At 69.1% G+C, this 16,148-nt stretch carries 16 protein-coding genes; 2 read left to right on the forward strand and 14 right to left on the reverse strand.

All coding sequences use genetic code 11. The annotated features are described in order from the left end of the window. A partial coding sequence (locus A37U_RS44680; protein WP_020498876.1) for a MerR family transcriptional regulator occupies positions 1-422 on the reverse strand: 422 nt, incomplete at its 3' end. 224 nt (positions 423-646) lie between these two features. Here A37U_RS44680 and A37U_RS44685 point away from each other — a divergent pair. Continuing rightward, positions 647-1,885 carry an MFS transporter gene (locus A37U_RS44685; RefSeq protein ID WP_020498877.1) on the forward strand — a complete coding sequence of 413 codons (1,239 nt, stop codon included), beginning with the start codon at positions 647-649 and terminating at the stop codon, positions 1,883-1,885. On the opposite strand, the gene A37U_RS0122205 is transcribed toward A37U_RS44685, so the two are convergent. The 3 genes from A37U_RS0122205 to A37U_RS44690 form a co-directional block, all read right to left on the reverse strand. Further along, entirely contained in the window at positions 1,860-2,861 is a 1,002-nt protein-coding gene (locus A37U_RS0122205; RefSeq protein WP_040588484.1) for an NAD(P)-dependent alcohol dehydrogenase, read from the reverse strand. The genes A37U_RS44685 and A37U_RS0122205 overlap by 26 nt on opposite strands. A gap of 138 nt (positions 2,862-2,999) precedes the next feature. Then, a complete protein-coding gene (glmS, locus tag A37U_RS0122210) occupies positions 3,000-4,868 on the reverse strand; it encodes a glutamine--fructose-6-phosphate transaminase (isomerizing) (protein ID WP_026197491.1) in 1,869 nt (622 codons plus the stop codon). Between the two features lie 129 nt (positions 4,869-4,997). Beyond that, positions 4,998-5,852 (reverse strand): alpha/beta fold hydrolase, encoded by an 855-nt coding sequence (locus A37U_RS44690; protein ID WP_020498880.1) that lies wholly within the window; start codon positions 5,850-5,852, stop codon positions 4,998-5,000. A 79-nt stretch (positions 5,853-5,931) separates the two neighbouring features. On the opposite strand from A37U_RS44690, the gene A37U_RS0122220 reads away from it, so the two are divergent. Continuing rightward, complete coding sequence (locus tag A37U_RS0122220; RefSeq protein ID WP_026197492.1) at positions 5,932-6,717, forward strand: poly(ethylene terephthalate) hydrolase family protein; 786 nt, start codon at positions 5,932-5,934, stop codon at positions 6,715-6,717. Between the two features lie 267 nt (positions 6,718-6,984). On the opposite strand, the gene A37U_RS0122225 is transcribed toward A37U_RS0122220, so the two are convergent. The 10 genes from A37U_RS0122225 to A37U_RS0122270 form a co-directional block, all read right to left on the reverse strand. Then, complete coding sequence (locus A37U_RS0122225; protein WP_020498882.1) at positions 6,985-7,374, reverse strand: hypothetical protein; 390 nt, start codon at positions 7,372-7,374, stop codon at positions 6,985-6,987. A gap of 5 nt (positions 7,375-7,379) precedes the next feature. Continuing rightward, entirely contained in the window at positions 7,380-9,971 is a 2,592-nt protein-coding gene (locus A37U_RS0122230; protein ID WP_020498883.1) for a hypothetical protein, read from the reverse strand. Beyond that, positions 9,971-10,303, reverse strand: coding sequence for a hypothetical protein (locus A37U_RS0122235; protein WP_020498884.1), 333 nt, complete (start codon positions 10,301-10,303; stop codon positions 9,971-9,973). Before A37U_RS0122235 ends, A37U_RS0122230 begins: the two co-directional genes overlap by 1 nt. Before the next feature lie 108 nt (positions 10,304-10,411). Further along, positions 10,412-11,746: a phosphoglucosamine mutase gene (gene glmM, locus A37U_RS0122240; protein WP_020498885.1), complete on the reverse strand. Its 1,335-nt coding sequence runs from the start codon at positions 11,744-11,746 to the stop codon at positions 10,412-10,414. An 11-nt stretch (positions 11,747-11,757) separates the two neighbouring features. Then, positions 11,758-12,255, reverse strand: coding sequence for a 30S ribosomal protein S9 (gene rpsI, locus A37U_RS0122245; protein WP_020498886.1), 498 nt, complete (start codon positions 12,253-12,255; stop codon positions 11,758-11,760). A gap of 49 nt (positions 12,256-12,304) precedes the next feature. Continuing rightward, complete coding sequence (gene rplM / locus A37U_RS0122250) at positions 12,305-12,748, reverse strand: 50S ribosomal protein L13 (RefSeq protein ID WP_020498887.1); 444 nt, start codon at positions 12,746-12,748, stop codon at positions 12,305-12,307. Between the two features lie 228 nt (positions 12,749-12,976). Continuing rightward, complete coding sequence (locus A37U_RS0122255; RefSeq protein ID WP_157182975.1) at positions 12,977-13,267, reverse strand: WXG100 family type VII secretion target; 291 nt, start codon at positions 13,265-13,267, stop codon at positions 12,977-12,979. Between the two features lie 57 nt (positions 13,268-13,324). Then, positions 13,325-13,732 (reverse strand): WXG100 family type VII secretion target, encoded by a 408-nt coding sequence (locus A37U_RS49950; protein ID WP_083933738.1) that lies wholly within the window; start codon positions 13,730-13,732, stop codon positions 13,325-13,327. A gap of 220 nt (positions 13,733-13,952) precedes the next feature. Continuing rightward, positions 13,953-14,303, reverse strand: a complete 351-nt coding sequence (locus A37U_RS0122265; protein WP_020498890.1) for a hypothetical protein — start codon at positions 14,301-14,303, stop codon at positions 13,953-13,955. Then, the gene (locus tag A37U_RS0122270; RefSeq protein WP_020498891.1) at positions 14,300-16,144 is read right to left on the reverse strand and encodes a type VII secretion-associated protein; all 1,845 of its coding nucleotides are present in this window, start codon (positions 16,142-16,144) and stop codon (positions 14,300-14,302) included. Before A37U_RS0122270 ends, A37U_RS0122265 begins: the two co-directional genes overlap by 4 nt. Between the last annotated feature and the right edge of the window lie 4 nt (positions 16,145-16,148).

Here is a 16,148-nt window from a genome sequence, read left to right on the forward strand (position 1 = left end):
GTAGCGGCAAGGGCGAGCTGCAGTCCGGCGATCCGGGACCGCAAGATGTCCCGGTGCTCCAGCAACAGGTCCATACGCTCGGACACGGTGTCCTGACCGGAATCGACGAGGTCGATGTAGTGACGCAGATCGCTGATCGGCATACCCGAGGTACGCATCCGGGTCAGGAACACCAACCGGCGCACCGCAGGCGCGCCGTAGCGGCGGTGACCAGCCGCATCACGGGCAACCTGAACCAGACCGATGCGCTCGTAATACCGCAGCGTGTGCGGACTCACCCCGAGATACTTCGCCGTCGTGGCGATGTCCCACTCGGTCGCATCGTCATCACGCGCAAGCGCACGCAGCGCCTCGACCGAAACCCCGCCGGGCGGATCCACCGCCAGACGCAGGGCCCGGCGCAGCGCCTCATCCTCTCCCATACCGACCGACCGTAGGGGTGTGAGCGCACTCAAACGCAAGGCCGTCCGCCGCAGGAGGATGGAGTGAGGCGGTTCACGACCGCTTTCGGAAGCCCTGGTTCCGTGGAATCGTTATGAGTGGCGGATCGATTCAGTTGGTGACCGTCCGGGTCCCGGTCCACATATTTCGCGCACTGCCGCGCCCCTTAGTCTTCGAAACCTCACAATCGCAACAGGAGATTGCTGTGCCCATCGCCCTGCTCGCGCTCGCCATCGGTGCCTTCGGCATCGGTTCGACGGAGTTCGCCGTCATGGGTGTGCTGCCGGACATCGCGCACAACCTGCATGTGTCCATTCCGCAGGCGGGTTACCTGGTCACCGGGTACGCGATCGGTGTCGTGGTCGGTGCCCCGCTGCTCACCGCCCTGGCCAACCGGCTCTCCCGCAAACACATGCTGCTGGCCATGATGGCGGTGTTCACCATCGGCAACCTCGCCGCGGCCATGGCCCCGAACTTCGAGACCCTGATGGCCGCGCGGATTCTCACCGCGCTGCCGCACGGCGCCTTCTTCGGGGTCGGTTCGGTGGTCGCCGCCAAGCTCGTGCACTCCAGCCAGCGGGCACGGGCGATCTCGATGATGTTCCTCGGCCTGACCATCGCGAACGTGCTCGGGGTTCCCGCCTCGACCGCGCTCGGCCACGCCGCGGGATGGCGGATGACCTTCGCCTCCATCGCGGGGATCGGCGCGATCGCGGTCATCGGTGTCGCCCTGCTCGTGCCGCGGATGCAGGAGCACGGCCAGGTGCGCATCAGCACCGAACTGCGGGCGTTCACCAAACCCCAGGTCTGGCTCGCGCTCGGGATCGCGACCTTCGGGTTCGGCGGCGTGTTCGCCACCTACTCCTACATCGCCCCGATGCTGAACAAGCTCGCCGGGATCGGTCCGGACGGGCTGACCATCACGCTCGCCCTATTCGGGCTCGGCCTCACCGTCGGGAACCTGATCGGCGGACGGCTCGCCGACCGGGCGCTCATGCCGTCCATGTACATCGCGCTCGGCGGCCTCGCGGTGACCCTGGCACTGTTCGCGCTCACCGTGCACAACCAGGTCAGCGCCATGATCACGGTGTTCTTCATCGGGATGATCGCCTTCATTGCCATTCCCGCGGTGCAGACCAAGATCATGCGCTCCGCGGAAGAGGCACCGACCATGGCCGCGGCCGCGGTGCAGTCCGGGTTCAACATCGCCAACGCCGCGGGCGCGTTCCTCGGTGGCGCGGTGATCGACGCCGGTCTCGGCTACACGGCGCCGAACCTGCTGGGCGCGGTGCTCGCCTCGATCGGTCTCGGCCTGGCCATCACGTCCGGGCTGCTCGACAAGCGCCGCAAGCCGGTGCGGACGCCCGCGGCGATCGAATCCGCCACCACCACGGAGGCACCGGTGCCGGACACCGAGATCACATCGGAACCACAACGGGCTTGATCGTCGCGGGATCGCGCGCGGCGATGGTCAGCGCGCCGCGCACCTCGGTGAGCGGGAAGCGGTGGGTGACCAGCCGGTCCAGCCGCACCGCCCCGCTCGCCGCGAGCTCGATCGCGGTCGGCCAGGTGTTCGCGTAGCGGAAGGTGCCGGTGACCTCGAGCTCGAACTGCTGCACCCGGGCCACCGGCAGCGCGAGCTCATCGGCGCCCATTCCGATCAGCACCGCCCGGCCCGCGCGTCCCAGCGCCGCGATGCCCTGCAGCGTCGCCCGCGGATTGCCCGAGCACTCGAGCAGCACATCGGCCGCGACCCCGGTCAGTGCCTCGCGGCCGACATCGATGGTGCGCGCACCGAGCTCCCCGGCGACCGCGAGCCGGTGCTCGTTCACATCGGTGACCAGGACCTCGCTCGCCCCAAAGGCCCGCGCGGTCTGCGCGGCAATCAGCCCGATCGGCCCGGCCCCGGTGACCAGCACCCGGGCGCCCGGCCCGATCCGCGCCTTGCGGGCGCCCCAGACCCCGACCGAGAGCGGTTCGAGCAGCGCACCGGCCTCATCGCTGAGCGAGTCGGGCAGCGGATAGGCGAACTCCTCGCGCAGCGTCACGTATTCGGCGAAGGCACCGTCGACCGGAGGGGTACCGAAGAACACCATGTCCGGGCACAGGTTGTAGCGCCCGAGCCGGCATTCCGTGCATCTGCCGCACGGCACCCCCGGCTCGATCGCGACCCTGGTCCCGGGAACGTGTTGGCGCGCACCCGGTCCACAGGCCACGACGACACCGCTGGCCTCGTGACCGAGCACGAGCGGCTCGCGGACCACCGCATCCCCGATCCGGCCCTGCTCGTAGTAGTGCACATCCGAACCGCAGGTGCCGATGGCCGCCACCCTGATCAAGACCTCGCCCTCGGCCGGGACCGGTACGGCGCGCTGTTCGGTTTCGACCTCGTGCACGCCGCGCAGGACGCTCACGGTCATCTGGTCGGGAACGGTCACCCGCTCAGTCTAGAGTGCGTCCTGGAACCCTCGCCCGTCGTGAGCGGGACGCGGATCGGCACGCGAAGGTACTTCGCCGACCTCGCGGCGCAGCAGGGCATGGGGTTCTCAGACGTGCTCCTACTCGACCGTCACCGACTTCGCGAGGTTGCGTGGCTTGTCCACGTCGTAGCCCCGGGAGCGGGCGATCTCGGCGGCGAGCACCTGCAGCGGCACCGTGGAGACCAGCGGCTGGAGCAGCGTCGGGACCGCGGGGGTCTCGATGAGGTGATCCGCGTAGGCGCGTACCGTCTCATCGCCCTCCTCGGCGATCACGATCGTGCGCGCGCCGCGGGCCTGGATCTCGGAGATGTTCGAGACCAGCTTCGAGTGCAGCACCGCGCGCCCCTTCGGCGAGGGCATCACCACCACGACGGGCAGGCCTTCTTCGATGAGCGCGATCGGGCCGTGCTTGAGCTCGCCCGCCGCGAATCCCTCCGCGTGCATGTAGGCGAGCTCCTTGAGCTTGAGCGCACCCTCCAGCGCGACCGGGTAGCCGACGTGCCTGCCGAGGAACAACACCGCCTTCGAGTCGGCCAGCCCGCGGCCGAGCTCGCGCACCTGCCCCACCGTCTCGAGCACCCGGGACACCGCCTCGGGCATCGCCTCGAGCTCGGCGAACTCGCGGGCCACCTCGTCCGGGTACTTGGTGCCGCGCGCCTGCGCGAGCGCGAGCCCGACGAGGTAGTTCGCGGCGAGCTGGGCGAGGAAGCACTTGGTCGAGGCGACCCCGATCTCCGGCCCGGCGTGGGTGTAGAGCACCGCGTCGGATTCGCGCGGGATCTGCGCGCCGTTGGTGTTGGACACGGCGAGCACCCGCGCCCGCTGTTCCCGGGCGTGCCGGACCGCCTCGAGGGTGTCCGCGGTCTCCCCGGACTGGGAAACGGCGACCACGAGCGTGTCCCGGTCGAGCACCGGGTCCCGGTAGCGGAACTCGGAGGCGAGCTCGACCTCGACGGGCAGCCGGCACCAGTGCTCGATCGCGTACTTCGCGACCAGCCCGGAGTGGTACGCGGTGCCGCAGGCCACGACGAACACCTTGTCGATATCGCGCAGGTCCTGGTCGCCGAGGCGCTGCTCGTCGAGCGTGATCCGCTGGCCGTCGAAGTGTCCGCGCAGGGTGTTCGCGAGCGCGGCCGGCTGCTCCTCGATCTCCTTGAGCATGAAGTACTCATGCCCGCCCTTCTCCGCGGCCGAGAGATCCCAGTTGACCGTGAAGGCCTTCGCCTCGACCGGTTCGCCGTCGAAGTCGTACACCGTGTAGCCCTCATCGGTGATCCGGACGAGCTGGTCCTGCCCGAGCTCGACCGCGGAACGGGTGTACTCGATGAACGCGGCGACATCGGAGGCCACGAAGTGCTCCCCCGCGCCGGCGCCCACCACCAGCGGCGAGGACCGCCGGGCGGCGATGATCTCGTCCGGGTGCGCGAGATGGGTGACCACGAGGGTGAACGCGCCCTCGAGCCTGCGGCACACCTGCCGCACTGTCTCGGTGAGATCGCCGGTGTATCCGGCCGCGATCAGGTGGGCGACGGTCTCGCTGTCGGTCTCGCTGGCGAGTTCCACCCCGGCCTGTTCGAGTTCGGCGCGCAGCTCGGCGAAGTTCTCGATGATGCCGTTGTGCACCACGGCGACATCGCCGGCCAGCGAACGGTGCGGGTGCGCGTTGCGGTCGTTGGGCGCGCCGTGCGTCGCCCACCGCGTGTGTCCCATGCCAGCCGTTCCGGAGAACCGTTCCCTGCCCTGCGCGTCCAGCGCCTCCTCGAGGTTGGCCAGCCTGCCGGCCTTGCGCTCGATGGCCAGTTCGCTCGCCTTGTCACCGGCACGCTCGCGTCCGTGCAGGATCGCGACCCCGGAGGAGTCATAACCCCGGTACTCGAGCCTGCGCAGGCCGTTCAACACCACGTCGAGCGCGGGCCGGTGCCCGACATATCCCACGATTCCGCACACCCCGCCAAGGGTACTGACCGGTCGGCGCGGCGGTGCCGGGGCTCGACGTGCCGCTGAACACCTTCACTCCTGGACACCCGCACCAGGCACAGCGGCACGGATCAAGGCGGAGCCCGGCCGGCTGCTGCCTCACAGGTATTTGGTTATGCGCTGCCAGGTTTCGTATGGCGCCTCCTCAGGTGCGAAATGGCCCGCGCCAGGCACGAGCCCGTGGTCCAGGTCTCGGATCCCCGCCGCGCGAAACCCCTCGGCGAACCGGGGCAGCCGGCCGCGCTCGTGTTCGCCGCGCAGGTACAACAGCGGGGTGTCCACCGGATCGGTCCGCTCGGCATTGCGCCGCGCGTCCAGCTCGAACGCCCGATACCAGCCGAACCCGGCGGACAATGCCGAGGGCGTGGCATAGGTCTCGGCATAGGCGTCCCGCTCGGCTTCCCCGATCGCGCCCGAACCGGGAGCGCTGAGCACGTCGAAGAAGTAGTCGAGGTACGCCCGCTCGCGGCCGCGCACCAGCCGCTCCGGCAGCTCGGGCACCTCGTGGAAAGCGAAGTGCCAGATCGCCGGATTGCGCAGGACCTCACTCCACGGCTCCACGCCCGGCACCGCGACGTTCAGGATCACCGCCGCCCGCAGCGGGTGCCTGCGCAGATACGAGTAGACGACCATGCCGCCGATGTCGTGCCCGACGAGCGTGACCGAGCGCAGGCCGAGCTCCCCGATGACCGCGTGCACGAAATCGGCGAGCCGATCTTTCGAACCACTAGCCTTCGAACCGTCGGTCAGCACACCTGCCGAGCCCCCGACGCCCGGCAGATCGATGGCGACGGCGTAATACTCGGCCGCGGCGAGCGGGAGGATCCTGGCCCAGCTGCGCGCGGATTCCGGCCAGCCGTGCAGGAACACCACGGGTGGCGAGCGCGGCTCCCCCGCCACCCGCACCTGGACGGACTCCCCACCGACTCGGCATTCGATCGTATGTTCGACCATGGTGACAGTTCTACCGCAGGCCGCCGACAATTTCCGTATCCACCGGGCACACCGGCCCGTGGATTCGGTTACCGTGCAGATCATGTCTTCGCCGAAGCGGCAGTTCACCCAGCTCGGCCAGCCCGGACCGCACTCGGTCGCGCGGGGGAACCTCGCCCTGGTCGGTATTCCCGGCTATGTGTTCACCCCGGTCGAGGGCACCGGGCTGCCCGCGGTGGCCTTCGGGCACGGCCTGCTCCAGCCGCCCGCGAGGTACGCGGGACTGCTGCGCCACCTCGCCTCCTGGGGAATCGTGGCCGCCTGCCCGGCGACCCAGCGTTCGCCGCTGCCCTCGCACCGGATGTACGCCGCCGATCTGCGGGTGACCCTCGACATCTGCACGGATGTGCGGCTCGGCGAAGGCGAGATCTCCGTCGACCCGAAAAAGCTCGGCCTCGCCGGGCATTCCATGGGTGCCGCGGCCGCGGTGCTGCTCGCCGCCGAGGATCCGCGGGTACGCGCGGTCGCCACGCTCGCCATCGCGGAGTCCCTGCCCTCCGCCGCGGATTTCGCCGCGCGCTGCACGATGCCCTCGCTGCACATCGCCGCCGGGGAGGACCTCATCGCGCCGACCACCGCGCACGCGACCCCCATCGCGAAGGCCTGGGCGGGACCGGCGCAGCTGCGCACCGCCCCGAAAGCGAGCCACCTCGCGTTCACCGAAGGGCGGCACTGGACCGAGCTACTGCTGCACGGCAAGGCGAACCATAAATCGATGCGGACCGCGAAGGCACTGCTCACCGCGTTCTTCCTGAAGCACCTGACCGGGGCGAGCGGCTACGACGCGCTGCTCGATGCCGAGCTCAAGGGCGCGGACCTCGCCTAGAGTGCGTCTGACGACTCCGTGTCCTGCTGCGCGGCAATGTCGGCGAAGTACCTTCGCGTGCCCTGTCGGCGCCTCGCGGCGTTGTCCTCCTCCCGCCGGGCTTTCAACGTCGCGGCGCCACTGCGCTGTCGTCGTCAGAGGTGCTCTTTACTCCGCGCAACCATGAACAGCCATAAGCGTTGTCATCCACGGGTTTATCCACAGCATCTCTACTGTCGACAGGCTTTTCCACAGAGTTATCCACAGGCTGCCTGGGGGTTGCCGGGATCAGTGCTGTAGCCAGGACCGGTTCGAGAAGTCCTCGTCGTCGTCCTCGGGAACGGCCCGGCGCGCCCGCCTCGGCGGCTGCGGTGACCCGGGGGTGAACGCGGAACCACCCGCTTCGTCCTCGTCCGGTCCGAAGGACAGCACGGTGTCGGCCGTCTTGCGTTTCCACGGATCGGGTGGGTTCGCGGCCTCCAGTTCGGCGCGCGCTTTCTCCTGCTCCGCGAGCTGTTCGCGCGCCACTGCCTCCCGCTCGGCGATGCGCTGCTCGTACTCGCTCAGTTCCTGCTCGAGCTCGCCCACGCGCTGATCCGTGCGCTCCCGCAGCTCGCCGATGATGTCCTGGAACGGCGCGGTGACCCGGTGCCATTCCGGACTGCCTTCTTCGAACACTGGAATCACCGCCTGTCGGACGGGCCGAACAGACCGTTGGTCAGATCGGCCACCGATTCCCCGACTTCATCGAACAGGTTGCCCTCGGTGCTCCAGGAGCTCGCCCCGCGTTCCTGATCACCGCCACCACCGCCGCCCATGCCGCCCATCATCGGCATACCTCCCATGGCACCGCCTTGATCGCCGGACTGTCCGGGCGGCGGCCCGGCCGGATGGCCGCCCGGACCGCCCACACCGGGACCACCGGGTCCACCGGCCTGCTGCGCATGCGCGTCCCCGACACCGGCGCCATAGCCACCGTCCTGGTTCCCGTCCCCGGCCATGTTCGGATCGGCGCCGGACATCCCGCCCGGCTGCAGCGGCTGTTCGGCACCACCGCCCATGCCCGGAACCCCAGCACCGAAACCGCCGTCCATGGCGTTCGCGGTCGTGGTCTGGCCGGGAATCGGTTCGTGGCTCGCCGCGGCCGGCTGCTCGGCCCCACCGTCGGGCGCGGCGCCGCCGAGATCACCGGATGCGTGCTGAATCCCCGGCGCGGCACCGGCGGAGGCGGCGGCCGGTTCGGCAGCGGGTGCATGTTCGGCAGCGGGTGCGTGCTCGGCAGCCGGGGAAGCATCCGCGCCGGGGCCGTTCGCCGCGGGCATCGCCGGTTCACCGGAGGATCCGGGCGCGGTGGCGGACTCGGCGTTCGGCGGCGGTCCCCCGGCCGGGCCAGCACCACCGCCCGGACTCGCGCCATCGGGCGAGCCTCCGCTGCCGGTCGAGTCTCCGTGCTGCCCCGTGGGATCCGTTCCCGTGCCATCGGTCGATTCGATGGTGTAGCTGGTCGGCTTGCCGGATCCGTCGTCCACGGTCACCTTGACCTGGTCGGAATCCGGCGATTTGTCGAGCGAGATGGTGGTCTTGCCGTCGTGGATCTCGGCATGCCCGGACTGATCGGCGTGCACCGGCTGGGCACCACCGGCTCCGTCGGCTCCACCTGTCCCCGGATCACCGCCTGTCCCCGGATCACCGCCTGTCCCCGGATCGCCGCCCGCCGCCGGATCACCGCCCGGCGCCGAGCCCTTGCCGAAGTCCACGTCGTAGCTCTTCGGCTGCCCGGAACCGTCGTCCACGCTCAGCTTCATGTGCCCCTTGCCGTCCGGGGTGGTCAGCTCCAGATCGCGCCCGCCGGGATCTTTGATCTTGACGGTCTCCGGCTTGTCCGCCTCGGCGCCCGGGTCCGGCGTCTGATCCCCCTGCCCGGGGTCCGCGGACGGGCTCGTCTGCCCCGCCTGGAAGTCCTCCGGTTTGGGCATCGCGGGCGTCGCGGGAGTGGACGCAGCGGCCTGGGGCGCCGGCGGCTGCCGGGGCGGTTGACTCGGACTACCGTCCCGGCCGCCACCGCTCGCGGTCGTGGTCGTGCCGGAATCGCCGCCACCGGTCTGCGGTGGTTTCTCGCTGGGCCCGCCGGTGTTCTTCGGGCCGCCGCCGTCCTCCTGGCCCTTGTGCTCGGCGGGCTGTTCCTTCGGCGGTTCCAGGGCGGCGTACGGATTGTCCTTGGCCCGCCCCAATTCGGTTTCCAGGGTGCTGAAGACTTCCCGCACCGCCTTGTTCGCGTTCTCCACCACGGTCTTCAGCCCGCTCGCGGCGGCATAGTAGGACGCGGCGAGCTCGTCCATCTCCCTGCTTCGCGCATCCGACCAGGTCGTGTCGGCGCCACCGTCACCGAGATCGCAGAACCCGGCCACCTCGCGCAGTGCCCTGGTCAGCCCGGCTCCGGGAGCGATCCCGGATTTGCCGCTGTACTGCGCGACCGAGCCGGTCAGTACCGCGACCTCCTGGAACGAGGAGCCGTCCACCACATCGCCACCCGCGGTCAACGGCGATTCGGCGCGCTGCCAGCCTTTCGCGCCGATGAAGGCCCCGTCCACCTCGACCCCATTGCGCAGCGCCTGATCGAGCTGATCCAGCGCGGAACTCCAGTCACCGCGCTTGGTCCCCTGGTCCTCCCCCTCGCCGCCGAGGTGGTCGAACTTGCGCATGAACTTGCCGCCGATTCCGCCGTCCCTGGCGAACGCGGCCACCTTGTCGATCGCTTTCTTCAGGCTGTCCGCGGCCGCCCCGAGCGCGGTACCGACGTGCTGCACCGAACCCGCGTAGTCCCGGGAGATGTTCGCGAATTCGTCGTATTTCTTCAGCGCCGCGCGAGAGGCCGCGCCATTCCATCCATGATCCAGATCCCCCGCCGCTTTCTTCATCAGGCCGTCGACCTGCCCGGTTCCCTGGCCGATCTTTTTCAGCCGATCGACCATTTTGCTCATGGCCCCGATATCCAGGCCCTTGAGTTTGTCGATCTCTTTCTTTTTGGTCTCGTCGAACATGCCGAAGCTTTTCCAGGTGCCACGCGACCCCGGATCGGCGCATTCGTGCACCCGCGAGGAACCCGTATTGTCGGCGCCGGACCATCTGTTGTAGAGGAATCCGAGGCGATCGGGCGCGAGCATGCGGGCGAGTTCGTACACCTCGTCCAGATACTTGTCGGAGAGATATTCCTCGGTCGCCGGAGCGGTCAACGGCTCCCGGACTGGTTCGCCGTAGCTCTCGTCACCGCTCATCACTGATCCCTCTGCAGCTTGCTGAACTTCCAGTGCCCGCTTTCCTCGTTCAGCGACTGGGCGTTCGAGGTGTCGATCAGCGCCTGTTCCATCTGCTGCAGATACTGCTTCGCGGTGTCCGCTCCGCCGGCGAATCCGTTGACCTTCTCGAGCAGCTTCCGACCGGTACCCGATCCCTCGTCGGTCAGGCCGAAGTGCTTGGCCTGCAACTCGCCGGTCGCGTCACCGAAGTACGACTTCACCGTGGACATGGCGTTCCCGAGGTCGGACATGCGCTTGCCGGCCGCATCGACGACGGCCTTGTCGAACTGCAGCTTCTTGTCGAAGGTCATCGCCCCTCCTCGCGATCGTCCACCGCGATCCGACGCATCCGGTATCAAGCCAGTTCCAGCGTGATGATGTCACACCGGATGGGCGTCGTGGGCCAGTTCGGCCGCGGTTCAGCTGGCCGAGCCGACGACCTCGGCGAGGCGGCGGGCGTTGGCCTCGGCGAGCTCCTCGGAGGGCGCCTCGACCATGACCCGGACGAGCTGCTCGGTCCCGGATGGCCGCAGCAGTACCCGGCCGGTCTCCCCGAGCTCGGTTTCGACGGCCTTGACCTCGGCGAGCACCCCGGCGTGGGTGGCCACCGCCGCCTTGTCCCCGACCCGCACGTTCAGCAGCACCTGGGGCAGCCTGCGCATGACCCCGGCCAGCTCGGCGAGCGGCCGCCCGGTCTGCGCGACCCGCGCCATCAGGCGCAGCGCGGTCAGCAGCCCGTCCCCGGTGGTGGCGTACTCGGGCAGCACGATGTGACCGGACTGTTCGCCGCCGAGGGCCAGACCGGCCTCGCGGAGCGCGGTGAGCACGTAGCGGTCACCGACCTTGGTGCGGGTGACCTGGATTCCGGCGTTCTCCATGGCGAGGAACAGGCCGAGGTTGCTCATCACGGTGGCGACGAGGGTGTCCTCGGTGAGTTCGCCGCTCTCGTGCATGGCCAGGGCGAGTACGGCCATGATCTGGTCGCCGTCGATCTCGGCACCACCGGCGTCGATGGCCAGGCAGCGGTCCGCGTCCCCGTCGTGCGCGATCCCCAGATCGGCCTGGTTGGCGAGCACGTGTTCGCGCAGCGATCCGAGGTGCGTCGACCCGCAGTCCTCGTTGATGTTGATGCCGTCCGGCTCCGCGTGCACCGCGATGACCTCGGCACCCGCGCGGCGGTAGGCCTCGGGAGCCACGGTGGCCGCTGCCCCGTTGGCGCAGTCCACGACGACGCGCAGCCCGTCGAGCCGGACCGGGGTGGCGGCGAGCAGGTGATCGATGTAGCGGGTGGCCGCGTCCCCGGCTTCGGTGACCCTGCCGATCTCCCGGCCGGTCGGGCGCGCACCCGGTTCGCCGATGCGGCGCTCGATCTCGTCCTCGACCTCGTCGGGGAGCTTGTGCCCACCGGCGGCGAAGATCTTGATCCCGTTGTCCGGCATCGGATTGTGCGAGGCGGAGATCATCACGCCGAGATCCGCGCCGAGCTCACCGACCAGGTAAGCCACGGCGGGCGTGGGAAGGACACCGAGGCACAGCACGTCGGCGCCCGCACTCGTGAGGCCCGCGACGACCGCGGCCTGCAGCATCTCGCCGCTCGCGCGCGGGTCCCGCCCGACAACAGCGCGCGGGTGCCCACCGTCCAACTTCTCGGCGAGCACCCGCGTAGCCGTTGCTGCGAGGCCGAGTGCCAGTTCTGGAGTGAGATCGTCGCCCGCGAGACCGCGCACGCCGTCCGTACCGAACAGTCGACCCATGGGGTCCCTCGTCAGCGCTTGGAGTACTGCGGCGCCTTACGGGACTTCTTGAGACCGTACTTCTTGCGCTCCTTCACCCGCGGGTCGCGAGTGAGGAAGCCGGCCTTCTTCAGCGAGGGACGGTCGTCCGGGTCGGCCTCGGTGAGCGCGCGCGAGATCGCGAGGCGCAGCGCACCGGCCTGGCCGGAGGGGCCGCCGCCGGAGAGGGTCGCGAAAACGTCGAACTGCTCGCGCCGGTCGGTGGTGACCAGCGGCTCCCGGATGAGCTGCTGGTGCAGCTTGTTCGGGAAGTAGGACTCGAGCGGCTTGCCATTGAGCGTGAACTTGCCGCTGCCGGGCACCATGCGCACCCGGGCGATGGCGCGCTTGCGGCGGCCCACGGTCTGCGGGGTCGGGTTCACCGGCCCGGGGGCCGGCACGGCGACGTCCTCGGCACCGATCGGAGCGGAGAGCTCCTCGGCGACGAACTCGTCCGCCACGTATTCTTCTTCGACCACTTCGCCGGTCACGTCAGTCTCGGGCGTCGTCACTACTGATTCCTCAGGGTTGGTCATGGTGCTACTTGGCCGCCTTTCGCACCTCGAACGGCTGCGGCTGCTGCGCGCTGTGCGGGTGCTCCGGACCCGCGTACACCTTCAGCTTGCCGGCCATCGCGCGGCCGAGCTTGTTTTTCGGCAGCATGCCCTTGATGGTCTTCTCGACGAGCCGCTCCGGGAACTTGTCGATCATCTCACCGAAGGAGCGCTTGCTCAGACCACCTGGGTAGCCGGAGTGCCGGTAGACGAACGCGTCCTGGCGCTTGTTGCCGGACAGCGCGATCTTCTCGGCGTTCACGACGATGACGAAATCACCGGTGTCCATGTGCGGCGCGTAGGTCGGCTTGTGCTTGCCGCGCAACAGCGTGGCCGCCTGAGTGGCCAGCCTGCCGAGCACGACGTCCTCGGCGTCGATCACGTGCCAGGCGCGGGTGATGTCGCCAGGCTTCGGGCTGTACGTGCGCACGGAACTACCTCGTCATCGATTTGCGGTGAGTCTTTGGGTATCGCAGTCCCGCCCCGCGGGCCACATGCGATGGCCGCCCGGCGTGTCAGGTACCGGGCAACAGCATTAGAAGATACCGTGTCGGTCTCGGGAGGGTTGACACGGGGGTCGGTTAAGGACGCCGAGCGCGCCCGAGAGACACACGGAAGGCCCCGGGCAAGCAGCCACGGGGCCTTCAGCGGTGCAACGTCACTGGGCGAAACGCTTCTGGTTCGCACCCTCGGTCGCCACGTAGTTCTCGTGCACGGCGTCGACCGTCTTGGCGATCTGCTCGAGCGTGCGCTCGAGGTCGTTCGCGGCGGTCATCCACTTGTTCTTGGCGTTCTGGAAGTCGCCTCCGGCGCCACCCTCCCAGAGCGTCTCCAACTCTTCGATCTTCTTGCGCAGCTGGCCGATGTGGTCGGCGATCTGGCCGGACTGGGACTTGAGGTTCTGGCCGGTCGACCCCAGTTCCTCGAAATTGACTTGAATGTTGTCCATACCCATAACTAACCGCTCCCTAGAGTTCTCTTAGCTCGTCGAAAGGTGCTCGACTGGTCACCCGTTGTTGAGAGCCTGCGACAGCTTCGACAGCTGCTGCTTCGACTCTTCTTCCTGCTGCTCGTACGCGGCCGCGGAGCCACTGACCTGCGTGGCGATCTCGTTGAGCGAGTCGTTGAGGGTCTTGGCGTCCTGCAGGTACCGATTCATCAGTTCCTGGAACGCGCCGGAGGCGACACCCTTCCAGCTCTCCACGATGCTCTCGATGGTGCGACCAACGGAGGAGATGGTCGTCTGCAGCTCCTTGTTGGTGTTCTCCATGTCTTTCGACGCCTGGCGCAGCTGCGGAGCACCTGTCTTCATATGTCCGGCCATGAGGGTGCTACCCCCTTCTTGTGTCGTGGGTTTTCCGTCCCGATCGTACGGTATTCGGTTCGTACGCTCCTGCGACGACGACTTTGCCATGCCGGTTCCACCTTGTCCCAGCTTTCCCCGAAGTAGTTGCAATTGCGAATCACGCAACCGGGAACCGATTCTCCGGAATGCCGAACCCCCAGGTCAGAGCGCTACTGCTGGTATCGGCGCGATAGGTTGATCTTCACGCGCTCAGGTGAACACGGTGGATAACCACCACCCGCGAATGCCCGGTGAAATACCCATGCACGGAATTCGGAATCCGTTCACTTCAGGACATCAAGCGGCCCTGGGAGAAATCCTCGTCGTCATAACCGAGCGGTTCCCGCGTTCGCCCGGTTGCGCCCTGTGCACGATTCTCGTCCTCGCCGGGCTCGGTTTCCCCGCCGTTTTCGGGCACCGGCAACCCGGCCCCGATGCGGAAATCCCGCGCCTGTTCGCACAGCGCGGCGTCCCCGTCCGCCCGTTTCCCGTCCTGCACGGCGGCTTCCTCGCGGGCCAGTTGCCCGGCGCGGAAGGCCTCGCTGCGTTCGGCCGCGTCGCTCGAAGCCTTGCGGGCACGGTTCAGCGCGGCGTCCACCTCGTCGGTGAACGCGCGAACGGCCTCGGTGAATCCGCTCATCCCTGATTCCTGATCCGCATGCTCCGCACGATCCGCTCGCAGGACGGGCGCATGTTCTGCGCCTGCGCTTCGCTGTACTGGCAACCGATGGACAGCTGCACCTCGCCGTCCACGAGCACGTACCAGTCCACGTTCGCCCGCACGGACCCTTCGGCGGACTGTCCCCGATAGTAGGCGACATCCCGGTCCGCGTACTTGATGCTCGGCCGGAAACCGGTGAATCCGGCCGCGCGCACCTTGGGTTCGAGATCCGCGAGGAATCCCTGGCGCGCCTGGGCGTTGTTCACCGGTTTGCGCAACCGGGTCTCCTCCACGTAGACCCGCGCTTCCGGGGAGGCGTCGCCGCCGGGGGAAACGGTGATCCCGCGCCTGGGCGGATTGCCGCCGCTCTGCTGCCACCCGGCGGGCAGAGTGAACGCGTAGTCGTAGGCGGCGAGTGGTGTCCCGTTGTCGGCCTTCGGTGGCTCGGGCGTCGAACCGCCGAACCCGAACACCAGGCCGAGCACCACGGCGGCGGCCAGGACCACCACGGCCCCGGCGATCCACAGCGCCCGCTTGCGCTTGGCCGGCGCCTCGGCCGGTACCTGCTGGAACGGTGGTGGTGGCGATGCAGCACGGGGCGGCGCCGGTTGCGGGGCGGGCACCGGCTGGGGCACGACCGGCCGCGGTCCGGCGGCGTACGGCGGGGGCACCGGCTGGGACTGCGGTGCGGACTGTGGCCCGCGCGCGGGCCCGGTGCTGTATCCATCGGTGTGTTCCGGATCCACGAGCACCGCGCGCAGCGCGCCGCGGGCGACCACGGTCTCCGGCTGATCCAGGGTCACCGGGATGACCCCGAGCCGTTCGTGCACCAGCCGGGCCACGTGCGGGATCCGGCTCGAACCGCCGACCAGGAACACCCCGCCGAGCTGTTCGCGCGGCACCTGCGAATCGGTGAGCGCGGCCGCGGCGAGTTCCACCGTGCGCCGCAGCGGCTCCCCGATCAGCCGCTCCAGGTCGGCGCGGGTGACATGGGCGTCGTTGAACGGGTCCGGCAGCGGGACATCCGTGTACGGGTGCCGGGACAGGGTTTCCTTGGAACTGCGCACATCGGCGCGCAGCACCCGCCTGCGACGACGGTCGGCGAGCTCGCGGCCGGTCATCAGCCGCTGCCAATCCTCGGCGTACCGCGAATCGAGCAGCGAACCGACGTGTTCGAGCAGCAACTGGTCGATATCCGAACCGCCGAAGTTCGGATCGCCCTTGGTGGCGAGCACTTCGAAGCCGCCGACCGAACCGGGCGCTCCGCGGCTCTTGCGCACCACGCTCACGTCCACGGTGCCGCCACCGAGATCGAGCACCGCGAGCGCCTTACCGTCCGGCATGGTGTGGTTCGCGGCGTGGAAGACCGCGGCCGCGACCGGTTCCGGGACCAGCACCACCCGGTGCCCGAGCCCGGCGCCCGCCTGGCGCAGCGTGCGGGTGCGGATCACGCCCCAGTCCGCGGGATGGGTCAGCACCAGCAGGTCCACGCCCCGGTTCCCGGCGATCCGGCGCGCCTCACCGACCGCGCGGCGCAGCACCGCGCGCACCACGTCCTGCACCGCGAGCACCGCGTCCCCGAGTAGCAGCTCGCCCTCGTCGATGCGCCGCTTGGGATGCGGTTCGTAGCGCGCGGGATCGATCGCGGCCTGGCGCTCGGCCTCCTGCCCGACGAACAGGGTGCCGTCCGCCGCCGCGAACACCGCCGAGGAGATCAGCGGCTGTCCGTCGACATTGGCGACCTGTGGCTCCCTGCCATCGACGGACACGGCGACACAGGTGCTCGAGGTGCCGAAGTCGACGGCGACGTTTACCGCCATCCGA

The organism is Sciscionella marina DSM 45152 (assembly GCF_000379465.1).
In the GTDB taxonomy this organism is placed as follows: Bacteria; Actinomycetota; Actinomycetes; order Mycobacteriales; family Pseudonocardiaceae; genus Sciscionella; species Sciscionella marina.